The sequence below is a fragment of the Goekera deserti genome (assembly GCF_010685995.1).
GTDB classification, from domain to species: Bacteria; Actinomycetota; Actinomycetes; order Mycobacteriales; family Geodermatophilaceae; genus Goekera; species Goekera deserti.
Genome location: NZ_JAAGWK010000038.1, coordinates 41,991 through 58,159, shown reverse-complemented (window position 1 = coordinate 58,159; position 16,169 = coordinate 41,991). Strand labels below are relative to the sequence as shown.

Annotated in this window: 15 protein-coding genes; 7 read left to right on the top strand and 8 right to left on the bottom strand. The window is 74.9% G+C overall.

Annotated features, from left to right (window positions below):
• Window positions 1-229: 229 nt before the first annotated feature.
• The 3 genes from G1H19_RS21925 to uraD form a co-directional block, all read right to left on the bottom strand.
• A complete protein-coding gene (locus tag G1H19_RS21925) occupies window positions 230-1,159 on the bottom strand; it encodes a hypothetical protein (protein ID WP_152731481.1) in 930 nt (309 codons plus the stop codon).
• 293 nt (window positions 1,160-1,452) lie between these two features.
• Window positions 1,453-1,770: a hydroxyisourate hydrolase gene (uraH, locus tag G1H19_RS21920; RefSeq protein ID WP_162393339.1), complete on the bottom strand. Its 318-nt coding sequence runs from the start codon at window positions 1,768-1,770 to the stop codon at window positions 1,453-1,455.
• Window positions 1,771-1,831: 61 nt separating this feature from the next.
• Window positions 1,832-2,350 (bottom strand): 2-oxo-4-hydroxy-4-carboxy-5-ureidoimidazoline decarboxylase, encoded by a 519-nt coding sequence (gene uraD, locus G1H19_RS21915; RefSeq protein ID WP_162393338.1) that lies wholly within the window; start codon window positions 2,348-2,350, stop codon window positions 1,832-1,834.
• Between the two features lie 74 nt (window positions 2,351-2,424).
• On the opposite strand from uraD, the gene G1H19_RS21910 reads away from it, so the two are divergent.
• Window positions 2,425-3,657, top strand: coding sequence for a DUF6986 family protein (locus G1H19_RS21910; protein ID WP_152731479.1), 1,233 nt, complete (start codon window positions 2,425-2,427; stop codon window positions 3,655-3,657).
• 388 nt (window positions 3,658-4,045) lie between these two features.
• Window positions 4,046-5,020 carry an anti-sigma factor RsbA family regulatory protein gene (locus G1H19_RS21905; protein ID WP_162393337.1) on the top strand — a complete coding sequence of 325 codons (975 nt, stop codon included), beginning with the start codon at window positions 4,046-4,048 and terminating at the stop codon, window positions 5,018-5,020.
• A 10-nt stretch (window positions 5,021-5,030) separates the two neighbouring features.
• Here the strand turns inward: G1H19_RS21905 and G1H19_RS21900 are convergent, their stop codons facing one another.
• Window positions 5,031-5,585 carry a sugar O-acetyltransferase gene (locus G1H19_RS21900; protein WP_152731477.1) on the bottom strand — a complete coding sequence of 185 codons (555 nt, stop codon included), beginning with the start codon at window positions 5,583-5,585 and terminating at the stop codon, window positions 5,031-5,033.
• A gap of 82 nt (window positions 5,586-5,667) precedes the next feature.
• Here G1H19_RS21900 and G1H19_RS21895 point away from each other — a divergent pair, with 82 nt between their 5' ends.
• The 4 genes from G1H19_RS21895 to G1H19_RS21880 all read left to right on the top strand — a co-directional run bounded on the left by G1H19_RS21895 (window position 5,668) and on the right by G1H19_RS21880 (window position 9,639).
• On the top strand, window positions 5,668-6,588 hold the full coding sequence (locus tag G1H19_RS21895; RefSeq protein WP_162393336.1) for an SDR family oxidoreductase: 921 nt from the start codon (window positions 5,668-5,670) through the stop codon (window positions 6,586-6,588).
• A 277-nt stretch (window positions 6,589-6,865) separates the two neighbouring features.
• The gene (locus G1H19_RS21890; RefSeq protein WP_152731476.1) at window positions 6,866-7,963 is read left to right on the top strand and encodes an ABC transporter substrate-binding protein; all 1,098 of its coding nucleotides are present in this window, start codon (window positions 6,866-6,868) and stop codon (window positions 7,961-7,963) included.
• A gap of 1 nt (window position 7,964) precedes the next feature.
• A complete protein-coding gene (locus G1H19_RS21885; RefSeq protein ID WP_152731475.1) occupies window positions 7,965-8,759 on the top strand; it encodes an ABC transporter ATP-binding protein in 795 nt (264 codons plus the stop codon).
• Window positions 8,749-9,639 (top strand): ABC transporter permease, encoded by an 891-nt coding sequence (locus tag G1H19_RS21880; RefSeq protein WP_152731474.1) that lies wholly within the window; start codon window positions 8,749-8,751, stop codon window positions 9,637-9,639. The genes G1H19_RS21885 and G1H19_RS21880 overlap by 11 nt, the downstream gene beginning before the upstream one ends.
• A gap of 48 nt (window positions 9,640-9,687) precedes the next feature.
• Here the strand turns inward: G1H19_RS21880 and G1H19_RS21875 are convergent, their stop codons facing one another.
• Window positions 9,688-11,022 carry an ATP-dependent 6-phosphofructokinase gene (locus tag G1H19_RS21875; protein WP_152731473.1) on the bottom strand — a complete coding sequence of 445 codons (1,335 nt, stop codon included), beginning with the start codon at window positions 11,020-11,022 and terminating at the stop codon, window positions 9,688-9,690.
• A gap of 207 nt (window positions 11,023-11,229) precedes the next feature.
• Here G1H19_RS21875 and G1H19_RS21870 point away from each other — a divergent pair, with 207 nt between their 5' ends.
• A complete protein-coding gene (locus tag G1H19_RS21870) occupies window positions 11,230-11,838 on the top strand; it encodes an SGNH/GDSL hydrolase family protein (protein ID WP_162393335.1) in 609 nt (202 codons plus the stop codon).
• A 133-nt stretch (window positions 11,839-11,971) separates the two neighbouring features.
• Here the strand turns inward: G1H19_RS21870 and G1H19_RS21865 are convergent, their stop codons facing one another.
• From G1H19_RS21865 to G1H19_RS21860, 3 genes are read right to left on the bottom strand one after another with little or no spacing between them, the layout of a single operon-like run.
• Window positions 11,972-13,810, bottom strand: a complete 1,839-nt coding sequence (locus tag G1H19_RS21865; protein WP_152731471.1) for a hydantoinase B/oxoprolinase family protein — start codon at window positions 13,808-13,810, stop codon at window positions 11,972-11,974.
• Entirely contained in the window at window positions 13,807-13,935 is a 129-nt protein-coding gene (locus tag G1H19_RS24260; RefSeq protein ID WP_268895484.1) for a hypothetical protein, read from the bottom strand. The genes G1H19_RS21865 and G1H19_RS24260 overlap by 4 nt, the downstream gene beginning before the upstream one ends.
• Window positions 13,932-16,031, bottom strand: coding sequence for a hydantoinase/oxoprolinase family protein (locus G1H19_RS21860; RefSeq protein ID WP_152731470.1), 2,100 nt, complete (start codon window positions 16,029-16,031; stop codon window positions 13,932-13,934). Before G1H19_RS21860 ends, G1H19_RS24260 begins: the two co-directional genes overlap by 4 nt.
• Window positions 16,032-16,169 lie beyond the last annotated feature (138 nt).

The window sequence follows — 16,169 nt, the reverse complement described above, 5'->3', positions numbered from 1 at the left end:
GCGCGCTTCACGCACCCGCTCCCGGCGCCTGCTCCCGGCGCGCTTCACGCACCCGCTCCCGGCGCCTGCTCCCGGCGTCGCTCCCACCCCGCTTCCCCCGCCCGGCCGCAGCAGGCCGTCGGCGATGCCGTCGGCTCCCGCGGTCTCGCTGTCGCTCCTGCGGTGCTACAAGGCCGCAAGAGCGGCAACGGCACCGCAAGAGCAGCGTGGGTCCTCGCGGCCCGGACGGTCAGGCGCGGCGGCGGCCGCGCTCGAAGGCCCGGAGCAGTCGCTGGCCGATGACCGGCGGGGTGGACAGCTCGGGCCACGTCCACCGCACCACCTGCTGGTCGGCGTCGCGAAGTGCGTCCTCGCGCAGCTTCTCCTCGTAGACCGCGTCCGCCGCCGACTGCCCCGGCCGGAGCAGGCGCCCGTACTTGGTCCGCCCGTCGAACTCCCCCACCGTCCACAGGTCGGGCCAGCCGAAGTCGCAGCGGCCGATCAAGGTCCCGGCCGGGCTCAGCACCGGGATCTGCAGCACCGGGACGGGCAGGCCCAAGCGGTGCACGAGGACGCGGCTGCGACTCTCCCCGACGCTCTCGCTCCGGTCGTCGGCGAAGGCGAGCACCCGGGCGGCACGGCGCGAGCCCGGGACCGGGCCCATGCGCTCCAGGCAGGCCACCAGTTCCGCCGTGGTGGTCGCACCCCGGGCGAGCGCCGCGTCCGCAGTGACGACGGCCGACTCGAACGGCACGGACCGGGCCAGGTCCACCACCGTGCGGGTGACCGTGGTGACGGCGATGCCGGCCAGCGCGACGACCTCGGCCTGCGGGAGGCGAGCCACGTGCAGGTGCACCCGAGCGCTGCCACTGCCCGCGGCCTGGGGGCGCCGGACGAGGTGCACGCGCTCCAGCGGGATCGCGTACACGGGCAACCCGTGCAGCACCGCGGCCGACACATGGCCCACCGCACCCGGCAGGCGCAGTCCCGCCACCGTCGCCAGGACCGCAGACCGATGGCGCAGTTCCGCCGTCGCCGGCTCGGTGGCGAGGTACGCCCCGCGCTGCAGTCGGACGAGCGCGCCCCGGCGCACCGCCGCAGCCAGCTCGAGGTCGGAGAACCCGTACTCCAGGGCTCGGGCGCGGGTCAGCAGGCCGTCGGGCAGCGGGTCGATCGTCATCGCCGCAGTCCAACCGACGTCAGGGCCCGCCTGCGTCCCGGCCCTCGAGCTGTGGACGACGAGGCCCGCTGTGGACGCCGGCGAGCACTCCGCCCGCCGGCGTGTTCTCCCGCGGCGACGAGCACCGCGGCGACGAGCATCCCCGGCGGAGGCCGGCACGGTCCGGCACGCGGCTCTTGCGGTGTCGTCATCGCTCTTACGGTGCTGCACTGCCGCAGGAGCGGGGACAACTCCGCAAGAGCGAGAGCCGCACGAGCACGCGCGACGGGGCGCGGGCGCCTCGGCGCCCGGGCTCAGCTGCCGCGGTAAGTGCTGTAGCCGTAGGGGGCGAGCAGCAGCGGCACGTGGTGGTGGGCGTCGGGCTCGGCGACGGTGAAGGTCAGGACCACCTCCGGGTAGAAGGTGTCCCGGCCGGCCGCGGCGGTCCAGGGGCCGGTGCCGAACACCAGCCGGTGCGTGCCGGCGCCGGTCGGACCCTCGGCCAGCCGGCAGCGGCCGTCGGCGTCGGTGCTGCCCTCGGCGAGCAGCCGGTCACCGGCGTACAGCGCCACCACCATCCCGGTGGCCGGCCGGCCGGTCACCGAGTCGAGCACGTGCGTCGACACGCTCACGAGTCCCCCGTCCCCGTCCGCGGCGGCGCCGCGGAACCGCGCGCCGCACCTCCGCCCGCGCTCACGGCGTCACCAGCCCGCGCACCCGCAGGGCGGTGATCTGGGCCAGCTGCTCGACCACCTCGGCGCGTTCCGCCTCGGGGGAGTTGCTCAGCCGGCGCTCCAGCTCCGCGAGCATCTCGGCGGGTGTCCGGCCGGCGGCCCGGATGAGGAAGACGGTGTCGAAGCGCTGCTCGTAGGCCTGGTTGCCGGCCACGATGGCGGCACGCACCTGTGCGTCGGCGTCGCCCATCGCCGCCTGCTCGGCCCGGGAGGAGACGGCCTCTGCCGAGTCGCCCTCCACCCGTGCCCCGATCCGGGGGTGCCCGGCCAGAGCCTCGGACACCTCCGCCCAGGACAGTGACCGGCTCACCCGCCCGGCCTGCTCGACCAGCGCGTCCACCGAGGGGTAGGGCCGGCCGGCCACCAGTTCGGCGGCGAACCGGGGCGCCGCGTTACACGCCCGCAGCGCCTGCTCGGCCCGCTCGGCCGGCTCGGTGTTGAGGCGGTCGAGCGGGGAGTCGGTCTCGGGCCGGGGCACGGCTGAGAGGATGCCAGCCCGCCGTCCGTCCGGGCGAGCAGCCGCCCGCCGGCACAGGAGACCGAGGTGCGCCGATGAGCCACGACCAGGTGGTCGACGAGGAGCTGCTCGCCGAGCTGGACCGGCGGCTGGCCCCGGTGGACGCCGCCCGGCTGGCCGCGTGGCCGGGGGAGTCCCCGGCCCGTCAGCCGGTGCACACCTGCTACGTCCCGGCCGACGCCGTCGTCCCCGGGCTGGCCGGGGTGTGGGGCGCCACCGCGCTGGCCGCGCTGGACGAGCACGGCCTGCCCGACCTCGGCCTCGACCCGGAGCTCGTCGAGCAGCTGCTGCCCCGGGTGCGCGCCAAGCTCGGCTCCGAGCCGGTCGAGGACCTGCGGGTCGACGCCGAGGACGGCTACCGAGGCTCCCCCGACCAGGAGGACGACGACGTCCGGCGCGCCGCCCAGGTCATGGCCGACGACGTGCGCGCGGGGCGTGCGCCGGGTGGGTTGGGCATCCGGGCGAAGTCCCTGGAGGAGCCGACCCGGCGCCGGGGCGTGCGGTCGCTCGACCTGTTCCTCGGCGGCCTGGCCGGCAGCGGCCGCGAGCGGCTGACGGTGACGCTGCCCAAGGTCACCGCCGTCGAGCAGGTGTCGGCGTTCCTGCCCGTGCTGGACGCGCTGGAACGGCACGGCACCCCGCTGGACCTGGAGCTGCAGGTCGAGACGCCGCAGGCGGTGCTCGGCGCCGACGGCACCACCACGCTGGCCCGGATGCTGCACGCCGCCGGCGGGCGCTGCACCGGCCTGCACTACGGCACCTACGACTACAGCGCCTCGGTCGGCATCGCCGCGGCGCACCAGGCCTCCGACCACCCGGCCGCCGACCACGCCAAGCAGGCCATGCAGGTCGCCGTCGCGGGCACCGGGGCGCGGGCGGTCGACGGGTCCACCAACGTGCTCCCGCTGGGCGACCGCGACCAGGTGCACGCCGGCTGGGTGCTGCACGCCGGGCTGGTGCGCCGGGCCCTGGAGCGCGGCTTCTACCAGGGCTGGGACCTGCACCCGGCGCAGCTGGTCACCCGCTACGTGGCCACCTACGCGTTCTTCCGCGACGCACTGCCCGCCGCCGGGGCCCGGCTGGCGGCCTACGTCTCCCGGGTCGACGGCGGCGTGCTGGACGAGCCGGCGACGGCGCGGGCGCTGGCCACCGTGGTGCTGCGCGGCCTGGACTGCGGCGCCCTGGACGTGGCCGAGGTGGAGTCGGCGGCCGGGCTGGACCGGCCCACCCTCGACCGGCTGGCCGGGCGCAGCCGCCCGGCCCGGTGAGCACCCCGCGCCGGGCGCCCGGACACCGGGCGTCGTCCCCTGCGGTGAGCGCCCTGCGCCACGCGTCCGGACGCCGGGCGCCGTCCGGAGCCGGACCGGGCCGACGGGCGCGCCCGGTGTGGCGACACGCACACCAGCCGGGCACCGTCGTCCGGTCGGTCCGGGAGTGTGCAGCTCAGCGCCGCGCCCCCGCGGCAGGCGAGGGACACGGGGACGCAGGTGCGCGCGGACCCGGCGTGGTGGCCCACAATCCGTCCAGCGGCCGGTGCCCGACCGGCCCCGGCGCGTGTGGGGGGCGAGTGTCCGACAGGGACCGGGTCGACCGTCGGCAGGGCCACTCTCGGCAGGGCCACTGTCGGCAGGTTCGTCGTCGCCCGGGGGCAGGCGCGTGACGGGGCAGCCGGCCGGGCACGGTGCCGCCGCCGGGGGTCGCGCCCTGACCGAGCACGACCTCGCCGTCCCCGACTCCGTCGAGGAGCTGCTGGCCGTGGCGGTGCCCTACCTGCGGGAGGGCCTGGCGGCCGGTGACCTGACCCAGGTCTACGTCCCGGCGTCGCTGGCCGTGGACCTGCGGGCCGCGGCACCGGGCATCGAGGTGGTGTCGCTGGACGACTTCCGGGCGATGCGGAAGCCGGACGCGATCATCATGCGGCGCCGGCTGCTGGAGGAGGCGGGTGGACTGCCGTCCGGGCGGCTGCGGGTGCTGTTCACCGTGTGCGAGCCCTACCCGCGGGCCTGGCAGGAGCGGGAGCGCTCCGAGGCGGTGCACAACGCGGTGTATGCCGACGCCCCCACCTCGACGCTGTGCGTGTACGAGCGGGCCACCACCCCGCCGGAGGCCCTGGAGGCGGCGCTGCACACCCACCCGCACCTGCGCACCGCGCACGGTCGGGTGCCGAACCGGCACTACCGGGAGCCGCGCGCGCACCTCGCCTCGCTGCCCTTCCCCGACGAGCCGCTGGAGCGCACCGAGCCGGTGCTCGCGTTCGACGACGCCCCCTCGCTGGGTCAGCTGCGCCGCGCCCTCGCCCGGGCGCTGCGTGGACGCGGCGGCACCCAGGACGCCGAGGAGGACTTCCACCTGGCCTGCAGCGAGATCGCCGCGAACGCCTTCCGGCACGGTGGCCGCCCCGTGTCGGCCCGGCTGTGGGCGGGGCCCGACCGGCTGGTCTGCTCGATCACCGACGGCGGCCGTGCGCAGATCGACCCGCTGGCCGGGTACGAGCCCGCACACGGCGAGGACCTCTCGAACGGCGGCATGGGCCTGTGGCTGGCCCGCAAGCTGTGCGACCACGTCGACCTCGACCGCGCCGTCACCGGGCTGACCGTGCGGCTGGCGACCGCCGTCCGCCCGGCCACCTGACGGGCCGGGCTCAGCGCTGCAGGTCGCGCACGACGCGGGCCGGGTTGCCCACGGCCAGGACGCCGGGGGGCAGGTCCCGGGTGACCACCGCACCCGCCCCGACGACGGTGTCCGCGCCGATGGTCACCCCGGGCAGCACGATCACCCCGCCGCCGAGCCACACGTTGTCGCCCAGGGTGATCGGCGCCGAGCCCTCCCAGCCCTCCCGCCGCGGCCCGGCCTCCAGCGGGTGGGTGGCGGTGAGCAGCTGGACGTTCGGGCCGATCTGCACGTGGTCGCCGAGGGTGATCCGGCCGACGTCGAGGAAGACCCCGCCCCAGTTGACGAAGCAGTACGCGCCGATGCTGATCTGGTAGCCGTAGTCGCAGCGGAACTCCGACCGGACGGTGGTGCCGCCGCCGACCGAGCCCAGCAGCTCGATCAGCAGGTCCCGGCGCACCGCCCGGTCGAGTTCGGCGTTGTAGCGCGCGGTCAGCTCCGCGGCCCGCGCGCTGTCCGCGGCGAGGTCCGGGTCGTCCGCCCGGTAGGACTCGCCGGCCAGCATCCTGTCCTTCATCTCGCCCATGTCCGCACCCAACCAGGTCGTGGTCCCCGACACGCCCCGGGCCCGGCTTGACCCGCACCTGCCCCGGTGTTGAGGTGCTCGGGTGATCGTGGTGACGGCAGCTGCCGGCAAGACCGGCACGGCCGTCGTCCGCGCGCTGCGGGCCCGCGGGGAGGACGTCCGGGCGGTCGTCGCGGGACGCCGTCCCCGCCCGGAACTGACCGCGCTCGGCGCCGAGGTCGTGCACACCGACCTGTCGGTGCCGGCCGGTTGGGAGACGGTGCTCGACGGCGCCGACGCCTTCCACCTGATCTGGCCCAACTTCGACGCCGAGGAGCAGGACGGCGCGCCGGCGCTGTTCGCCCAGGCCCGGCGGGCCGGGGTGCCGCGCGTGGTCTACCACTCGGTCCTGCGACCGCAGCTGCGCGCCATGCCGCACCACGCCGCGAAGGACGCCGTGGAGGAGGCGCTGGACGGCTCGGGTGTGCGCTGGCGGGTGCTGCAGCCGTGCGCCTACGCCGACAACCTGGACGACCAGCTGCCCGAGGTCGAGCGCACCGGCGAGCTGCGCAGCCACTGGGGCCTGCTCACCGGCCAGTCCCTGGTCGATCTGCGCGACGTCGCCGACGCCGCGGTCGCCCTGCTCACCGAGGACGGCCTGGACGGCGGCACGTTCGAGGCGGTCGGCCCCCAGGCACTGACCGCCGAGCAGATCGCCGACGAGATGGGCCGGCAGCTGGGGCGCGAGGTCACCGCGGTCGACGTCGTCCCGCAGGGGCCGGTGCCGCAGGGCTACGTGTCCCGGTGCGCCCGCACCATGTACGACCACTACCGGTACCACGGCTTCACCGGCAGCCCCCGGGTGCTCACCGACCTGCTCGGTCGCCCGCCGCGCACCTACGCCGAGCACCTGGCCGACGTGCTGGGTGCCCGCGCGGTCCAGGTGCTGCCCGACGAGCCGGACGACCCCGTCGAGCGCACCCTGACCCGGCTGCGGGACGCCCGCGCGGCCGGCCGGGGCTGACAGCGCGGCCCGACCGCGACCAGCACGCCCTGAGGTGACCACCGCCACATCGAGGCGGGGATATCTGCATCAACCCGGTGGACGAGGACAGGTTAAGGTCTGCCCATGCCCCCGCTGCCCCTCCTCGTGGCCTGCCGCCACCTGGACCAGGGTCGGCTGAGCAGCAGCCTCTGTACGACGGCCTGACCGTCGCCCCCACCACCACCCGGGAGCGCGGCACACCTGCGCGCGCCCCGCCGCCGGTCGTCGTCGTGCCCTGCCCTGACCAGAAGGCACCATGACCTCCCTCTCGCTGCCCGGCCCCCGGCTGTCCCGCCGTCGGGCCCTCGCCGTGCTCGCCACCGTGCCGCTCACCCTCGGCCTCGCGGCCTGCGGCTCTGACGACGCCGCCGACGCTGCCGCCTCCGGTGGCGTCGCCGACGAGGTGCGCCTCGGCTACTTCGCCAACGTCACGCACGCAGCCGCCCTGATCGGCGTCCAGCAGGACCTGTTCACCGCCGAGCTGGGCGACACCACCCTCACCACCCAGGTGTTCAACGCCGGCCCGGACGAGGTCGAGGCGCTGTTCGCCGGCGGCCTGGACGCCGCCTACATCGGGCCCAGCCCCACGATCAACGCCTACGGCCAGAGCGACGGCGACGCGATCCGGATCATCTCCGGCGCCGCCTCCGGTGGCGCCTCCCTCGTCGTCCAGCCGGGCATCACCTCCCCGGCCGACCTGGAGGGCACGACGCTGGCCAGCCCCCAGCTGGGCAACACCCAGGACGTCGCCCTGCGCACCTGGCTCACCGACCAGGGCCTGGAGAACAGCGTGGACGGCGGCGGCGACGTCACCATCACGCCGACGAAGAACAGCGACATCGTCAACCTGTTCCGCTCCGGTGACCTCGACGGCGCCTGGGTGCCCGAGCCCTTCGCCTCCCAGCTGGTGCTCGACGCCGGCGGGAAGGTCCTGGTCGACGAGCGCGACCTGTGGCCCGAGGGCCTGTTCGTGACGACGCACCTCATCGTGCGCACCGAGTTCCTGCAGCAGTACCCGGAGACGGTCGCGGCGCTGCTGCGCGGCAACGTCGCCGCCGTCGAGCTGGCCGGGAGCGACCCGGTTGCCGCCAAGGCCGCGGTCAACGCGGGGCTGGAGGCCGCCGGTGGCTCGCCGCTGGACGCGCCGGTGCTCGACCGGGCCTGGGAGCAGCTGTCGGTCACCTACGACCCGGTCGCCAGCGCCCTGGAGCTGTCCGCGGAGCACGCGGTCACCGCCGGCACCGCCGAGGAGCAGGTCGACCTCGACGGCATCTACGACCTCGGCCCGCTGAACACCGTCCTCACCGAGCAGGGGCTGCCCACGGTCACTGCCGGCGGCCTCGGCAAGGAGTGACATGACCCAGGTCCGCGAGCAGGCACCGACCCGCAACACCGTCGCCCCGCCGCCGGCGCCGGCGGCCGTCCGGGTCGACGGCGTCACCCAGGTCTTCGAGCGCGGCCGCCCGCCGGTGCTGGAGGGCGTCGACCTGACGGTGGCGGCGGGGGAGTTCGTCTGCCTGCTCGGCGCCTCCGGGTGCGGCAAGTCCACGCTGCTCAACCTGGTGGCCGGGCTGGCCACGCCCACCGCGGGCCGGGTCGAGGTGAGCGCCGAGCGCCCGGCGCTGATGTTCCAGGAGCCGGCCCTGCTGCCCTGGCTGACGGCCCGCGGCAACGTCGAGCTGGCCCTCAAGGCGCGGGGGGTGGCGCGCGGCGCGCGGCGCACCGAGGCCGAGCGGCTGCTGGAGCTGGTCAACCTGGGCAGCCACGGTGCCAAGCGGGTGCACGAGCTCTCCGGTGGCATGCGGCAGCGCGTGGCGCTGGCCCGGGCGCTGGCGCAGGACAGCTCGGTGCTGCTCATGGACGAGCCGTTCGCCGCCCTCGACGCGATCACCCGCGACGTGCTGCACGAGGAGCTGACCCGGGTCTGGACCGAGCAGCAGCTGTCGGTCGTCTTCGTCACGCACAACGTGCGCGAGGCGGTGCGGCTGGGTCAGCGCGTGGTGCTGATGAGCTCGCGACCGGGCCGGATCGTGCGCGAGTGGCAGGTCGACATCCCGCACCCGCGCGCCATCGAGTCGCCGGCCGTCGGCGCGCTCGCCAGCGAGATCACCGCCGAGCTGCACCGGGAGATCAGCCGTCATGGCCGCTGACCAGCTCGCCCCCGAGCGGGACACCCGCGCCGTCGAGGCAGGTCTCGACGCCCTGGACGGCGGTGGCGAGCTGCTGCCACCGCGCCCGGGCCCGTGGCAGGTGTTCGTCCGCTCGGTGCTGCCGCCGGTCGTCTTCATGGCCGCGCTGGTGGGCGTCTGGCAGCTGGCCTACGTCGCCGAGCTCAAGCCGTCCTACGCGCTGCCCGGCCCGGCCGACGTCTGGCAGACGTTCTGGGGCACGGTGCAGGACGGACGCGCCGTCGAGGCGGTGTGGGTCAGCGTCAGCCGCGGCGGCATCGGGTTCGCGATGTCGCTGGTCATCGGCACCCTGCTCGGCCTGGCCATGTGGGGCAGCCGGTGGCTGCGGGCCGCCGTCGGGCCGATCGTCAGCGGGCTGCAGAGCCTGCCGTCGGTGGCCTGGGTGCCCGCCGCCATCATCTGGTTCCAGCTCACCGACGCCGCCATCTACACCGTCGTGCTGCTCGGCGCCGTGCCGTCGATCGCCAACGGCCTGCTCACCGGGTTCAAGCAGGTGCCGCCGCTGTTCGACCGGGTCGGCCGTGTGCTGGGCCTGTCCACCCTCGGCCGGGTCCGGTACGTGCTGCTGCCGGCCGCGCTGCCCGGCTACGTCGGTGGCCTCCGGCAGGGCTGGGCGTTCGCCTGGCGCTCGCTGATGGCCGCCGAGCTGATCACCTACTCGCCGTCGCTCGGCCTGGGGCTGGGTCAGCTGCTCAGCATCGGCCGCGACCTCTCCTCGATGTCGCTGGTGATCACCTCGATCGCCCTGATCCTGCTGGTCGGCGTGGCCATCGAGCTGCTGCTCTTCGCCCCGCTCGAGCGCCGCGTGCTGCGCACCCGGGGCCTCACCACCGACCGCTGACCCCGCTCCACGGCACTTTCTGTACAGAAAGTGCCGGGAGATGGTGGGTCAGACGAAGACGGGCTGGCCGGTGGCCTCGAGGACCGACAGCCACAGGTCGCCCTTGGAGTCGACCTGGTTGCGGCTGGCGGTGACCAGCGGGATCGGCAGGTGCACGAAGCGGCCGTGCCAGCGGCCGGCCACGATCGAGGTGCGCCCGGCCATGGCCGCGTGCACCGCGGCCTGGGCCAGCCGGGTGCAGTACACGCTGTCGTGCGCGTTGGCCGGCACGCTGCGGATGGCGTAGCCCGGGTCCACGTACCGCAGCGAGAACTCCCGCCCGCTGGCCGCCAGGTGCGCGGTCACCCGGTCGCGCAACAGGGCACCGATGTCGTGCAGCTTGGCGTTGCCCGAGGCGTCGGCAGCGGTGGACGCCGCGAACAGGTCCTGCCCGGCGCCCTCGGCCACCACCACCACGGCGTGGCCCTGGGTGTCCAGCACCCGCTCGATGTGCGCCAGCACCCCGCGCTCGCCCTCCAGCGGCATCGCCACCTCCGGGATGAGCACCAGGTCGGCGTCGTCGCTGGCCAGGGTGGCGTAGCAGGCGATGAACCCGGAGTGCCGGCCCATCAGCTTGATCAGCCCGACGCCGTTACGGGTCGAGCGGGCCTCGGTGTGCGCCGACCGGATCGACTCCGCCGCCCGGCCGAACGCGGTCTGGAAACCGAAGCTGCGGTCGATCCACGGGATGTCGTTGTCGATCGTCTTCGGCACGCCGACCACCGCCAGCGGCAGACCGCGGGCCTCCGCCTCGTCGGCGATCGCCTGGGCGCCGCGCAGCGAGCCGTCCCCGCCGATCACGAACAGCACGTCGATCCGCCGCAGCCGCAGGGTCTCGACCATCACGGCCGGGTCCTGGCTGCCACGGGAGGTGCCGAGCACGGTGCCGCCCTGGCTGTTGATCCACTGCACCGAGGTCGGGGTGAGCACCTCGGGCTCCTCGCCGTCGGCGGTCAGCCCGTGGTAGCCGTTGCGGAACCCCAGCACGTACCGGACGCCGTAGTGCTCGTACAGCTCCACCACCAGGCCGCGGATCACGTTGTTCAGGCCCGGGCACAGGCCCCCGCAGGTCACGATGCCCACCCGGGTGCGCGCCGGGTCGAAGAACAGCGTGCGGCGCGGGCCGCCCGGCTCGAAGGACGGCAGCTGCTCCACCGGGACGCCGCGGCGCACCGCCCTGCTCAGGCTGGAGTCGACGAGCACCCGGTCGTCCTCGGTGACGTAGTGCAGGCTCTCCCCGCGCTCCAGCAGGCCGCCGTCCAGGGGTGAGGGGAACGACCGCTCGCCGAGCGTGCGCACCACCAGGTCGTCCTGGGTGAGGGTCGGCAGTCCACCCGTGTCCATGCCCAGAATCATGCGGGATCGGTGTTCCCGTCCTGTGACGCCCCCGCCGGTCGACGCCCCCGGAGGCCCCGGCCGTGGTGGCCGCGACCTCGTGCAGCCGGAGTGCTGTGGGCGGCGTGGTCGCACCGGGCCGCCCGCTGCCGCGGCCCGGCCCGGCCCGGCCGGCGCTCCGGAACAGCCGGTCCGGGCGGGCCGTTGACGCTCCACGTGGAACACCGCCGGCTCACCCTCGCCGTGCTGGGCGACTCGATCGCGTTCGGCACCGGCGCCACCCACCCCGGCGACGCGCTGGGCCCGCGCCTGGTCCGGGTGCTGGCCGACGCCGGCATCGACTGCGAGCTCGCGGTGCACGCCGTGCCCGGGGCCGTCTCGGCCGACCTGGACGCCCAGGTGCGGCGCGCCGGGTCGCCGGACCTCGCCCTGGTCGTGATCGGCGCCAACGACCTCTCCCGCCTGGTGCCGCCGTCGTCCGCGGCGGCCCAGCTCGGCACCGCGGTCCGCCGGCTGCGCGAGCGCGGCGCCGACGTGCTGGTCGTCCCCGCGCCGGACATGTCGTCGATCCCCTGGGTGCCCCAGCAGTTCCGTGCCCTGGTGCGGGTGGCCAGCGACGAGCTGCACCGGCGCCAGACGGCGGCCGTGCAGGCGGCCGGCGGCGTCGTGGCACCGATCGCCGGCGAGCTGGCCAGCCGGTTCTCCGCCCAACCCACCCTGTTCGGGACGGACCGGTTCCACCCGTCGTCCTCGGGCTACGCGCTCATCGCCGAGGCGCTCACCCCGATCGTGCTGTCCATCGCCCGCACCCGCGCCGCCGCCTGACCCGCCCAGCCCCGCCCCGCCCCGCCTCCCCCGAGCCCACCCGGCGGGGATCATGGACCTGCGTGAGCGACACGCCGGCGCGCCGCTCACGCAGCTCCATGATCACCGAGGAGAGGGCGGGTGAGGGGCGGGCTCAGAGGTGGTCGAACTGGTTGTGGGTGGCGCCGCCGGAGAGCTGGGCGTAGCCGGGGCCGCGGTCGAAGAACGGCTCGTCGCCGGTGCGGGCCGATCTCATCTGCTCGCGCAGCGCGTCCGTGGCGCCCAGGTCGGCGTCGCCGTCGTCGTTGATCACGACGCCGTAGTCCCGCCGGGCGCCGGCCACGCTGACCTTGCGCCAGGCGACGTCCTGGAGCACCTCCTCCACCGGGCGCTCCAGCGGGTCGCCCCAGCCCCCGCCGCCGGTGGTGCGCACCCGCACCACGGTGCCGGCGCGCAGCGGCTCGGCGTCGGCCAGGGCGTCGACCTCGTGCTCTCCCGCGCCACCGGGGTCCACCGTGATCTGGAACGGCCGCCCGGCTCGGCCGCCGTTCACGCCCCAGCAGGCCAGGATCGAGCGGTCGGCGATGGACATGAAGTGCGCGTCGCGCAGCACCCGGATGTGCTTCTCGTAGCCGCAGCCCCCGCGGTACCGGCCCGGCCCACCGGAGTCCAGCGCCAGCCCCAGCCGCTCGATCCGCAGCGGGAAGCGGCCCTCGGTGAACTCGGTGGGCAGGTTCCGCGAGTCCGGGACGACGTGGATGGTGTCCTCCCCATCGGCGTAGTACCGCCCGCCCGAGCCGCCGCCCAGCACCTCGCGCATCAGGTAGGGCTCGCCGTCGGAGTCGGTGCCGTAGACGCCGGTGTAGCGGATCGTCTCCTGGTCGGCCGGCATGCGCCCGCCGGTGGCCTTGGCCAGCACCCCGGCCAGCACGCCCAGCAGCCGCAGGATCACGAACGTGCGGGCGTTGGTGGGGGCGGGGAACACCGGGGTGAGCAGCGTGCCCTTCTCCGGGAACACCATCCGGATCAGGGGGACGACGCCCTCGTTGACGTCCAGCTCGGCCATCCGCTCCGGCGTCTCGGCCAGGTTGCGCAGCACCGGGGCCAGCCACTTCTTCAGGAAGTTGCCGTCGGAGTAGTCGCCGCAGTGGTTGATCGGGCCCTTGGCCTGCGGGCCGGTGCCGGTGAAGTCGATGGTCAGCGGCACGTCGGCGGCCGAGTCCATGGTCAGCGTGATCCGCTGCCGGTGCAGCATCGGCGGGTCGACGCCGTCGTGCTCGGCGTAGTCCTCCCACACGTAGCTGCCGTCCGGGATCTGCGACAGGATCTCCCGCCGGTACACCTCGGTGGAGTTGGCCAGGATCGCGTCGAAGCACGCCTCCACGGCCGCCACCCCGTACCGCTCGAACAGCTCACCGAGCCGCCGCGCGCCGGCCAGGCATGCCGAGCACTCGGCGTCCAGGTCCGCGGCCAGCGAGTCGGGCATCCGCGAGTTGCGGGTCATGATCGTCAGCGCGGCCTGGTTGGGCACGCCGCGGTCCCACAGCTTGATCGGCGGGACCATCAGCCCCTCCTGGAACATCGACGTCGCCCCGCTGGGCATCGAGCCGGGGACGGCGCCGCCGATGTCGTCGTGGTGGCCGAACGCCTGGACGAAGGCGACCACCTGGCCGTCCGCGAACACCGGGACCGTCACGCACAGGTCGGGCAGGTGCCCGATGCCGCCCTCGGACAGGTAGACGTCGTTGTGGAAGAACACGTCGCCGACGTTCATGGTGTCGATCGGGTGGTCGCGCACCACGGGCTGCACCAGCGCGGAGTACGAGCGGCCGGTGAGCTTGCGCAGGTGCCGGTCGTGGATGCCGGCCCGGAAGTCGTGCGCGTCCCGGATCATCGGCGAGCGCGAGGTGCGCCCGATCGACGTCTCCACCTCCTTCTCGATCGCCGCCAGCGTGCCCGCCACGATCTCCACCAGCACCGGGTCCGCGTTCATGCCGGCACCCCCGCCCGCACCAGGACCGGTACGGGCAGCACCAGAACCGACACGAACAGCCCGCCAAGATGGCCATCTTGGCGGGTGCGGGTGCGGGTGGGGATGCGTGTGCGGGAGGGGGTCATGCGGACTCCTCGGGCCGGGTCTCGGTGCGGGTGAGCAGCAGGTTGCCGAAGCCGTCGACGGCGGCGGCGAAGCCGGGGTGCACCGGCACCGTGGAGCCGAACTCCTCGATCACGGCCGGACCGGTGACCACGTCGCCGGGGGCCAGGTGCGGGCGCCAGTACACCGGCGTGTCCGCCCAGGCGTCGAAGAACACCGGCCGGCTGCCGGTGCGGGCCCGCGACACGTCGCCGTCGCCGGGCTCGAGCTGCACCAGGTCCGGACGGCGGATCGGGCCGATGCCGCTGACCCGCAGGTTCACCCATTCCACGGCCTGGCGCGGGTCGGTGGCGAAGTCGTAGCCGTAGAGCTGGCGGTGGGCGGCGTGGAAGGCGGTGGCGACGTCCTCGACCGCCGCCCGGTCCAGGTCGCCGGCCGCCACCGGGACGCGTACCTCGAATGCCTGGCCCACGTAGCGGAGGTCGGCGGTGCGCTGCATGCGCTGCTCGCCCGGTGCGAACCCCTCGCCGTCCAGGGCGCGGCGGGCCTGCCCCTCCAGGTCGCCGACGACCGTCGTGAGCAGCGCGAGGTCCAGGTCGGCGTGCCGGGCGACGACGGTCTGCACGTAGTCGTTGCGCACGTCCACGGTGAGCAGCCCGAAGGCGCTGACGTTGCCCGGGTTCGGCGGCACGAGGGTGCGGGGCAGGCCCAGGACGTCCATCAGCCGGCAGGCCAGCAGCGATCCGGAGCCCCCGAAGGTGGTCAGGGTGAAGTCGCGGACGTCCAGCCCCCGGGCCACCGTCACCTGGCGCAGCGCGTTGGCCTGGTTCCAGGCGGAGATCTCCAGGATGCCGGTGGCCGCCCGCTCCAGTGACAGGCCGAGCTGCGCGCCGAGCGCCTCCAGCCCGGCGGTGGCCAGCGGGACCGACAGCGGGATCTCCCCGCCGAGCAGGTGCGGCGGGATCCGGCCCAGGACGACGTGCGCGTCGGTGACCGTGGGTTCGGTGCCGCCGGTGCCGTAGCAGATCGGGCCGGGGTCGGCGCCGGCCGAGCGCGGGCCGACCTTCAGCGTGCCCTCGGGCGACAGCCAGGCGACCGAACCGCCGCCCGCGCCCACGGTGACGACGTCGATCATCGGGATCTTCGAGGGGTAGGAGCCCACGGTGCCCTCGGTGGTGAGCGAGGGCTCGCCGTCGACGACCACGGTGACGTCGGTCGACGTCCCGCCGCCGTCGCAGGTCAGGATCCGGTCGAAGCCCGCGGCCGAGGCGATCAGCGCCGCTCCCAGTGCGCCGGCGGCCGGGCCGGACAGCATCGTGGTGATCGGCTGGTGCACGACCTCCTCGGCCGACAGCACCCCGCCGTTGCTCTTCATCACGTAGAACGGCACGCCGGGGGCCAGGGAGTCCAGCCGGCGGCGGATGCTGGTGACGTACGCGCCGACCTTCGGCTTCACCGCGGCGTCCACCAGGGTGGTGACCGACCGCTCGTACTCCCGGTACTCGCGCAGCACCTGACTCGAGATGCTCACCACGGCGTCCGGGTGCTCGGCGCGCAGCACCTCGAGCATCGCCTGCTCGTGGCCGTCGTCGGCGTAGGAGTGCAGCAGGCAGACGCCGATGGTGGTGACCCCGGCGTCCCGGAAGAAGTGCGCGGCGGCCACCGCGTCCTCGTGGGAGAACGGCCGGACCTCGGCACCCCGGTGGTCCAGCCGGCCACCGACCGCGCGCACCAGGTCCGCGGGCACGATCCGCGGCGGCTTGACCCAGAAGTAGCTGTTGCCGTAGCCGTCCGGCACCGACTGGCGGGCGATCTCCAGCACCGACTCGTAGCCCTCGGTGGTGATGAAGCCGATCCGGTCCAGCTCGCCCTGCAGCAGCTGGTTGGTGGCCACCGTCGTCCCGTGGCTCACCGCGGTGACGGCAGAGCCGGGCAGGTCCAGCAGCGCGAGCACCTTCGTCACACCGGCCAGGAAGCCGTCGGCCGGGTCGGCCGGGGTGGACGGCGTCTTGGTGGTCGTCGTCGCACCCGTCTCCTCGTCCACCGCGACGACGTCGGTGAAGGTGCCGCCGGTGTCGATGCCGATGCGGACCCGTCGGGGCGGTGCCGGTGCACTCATGACCACAACGTAGGGCGGCCACCGGCCGGCGGGTGACCCGGTCCGCGTCTCCGTGTCGACAGCCGGGATGCGGTCGCTCGACGAATCGCAGCCGGCACACGTCCACGTCCCGCAACCCGCGCACCAGTGGTCCCAGAG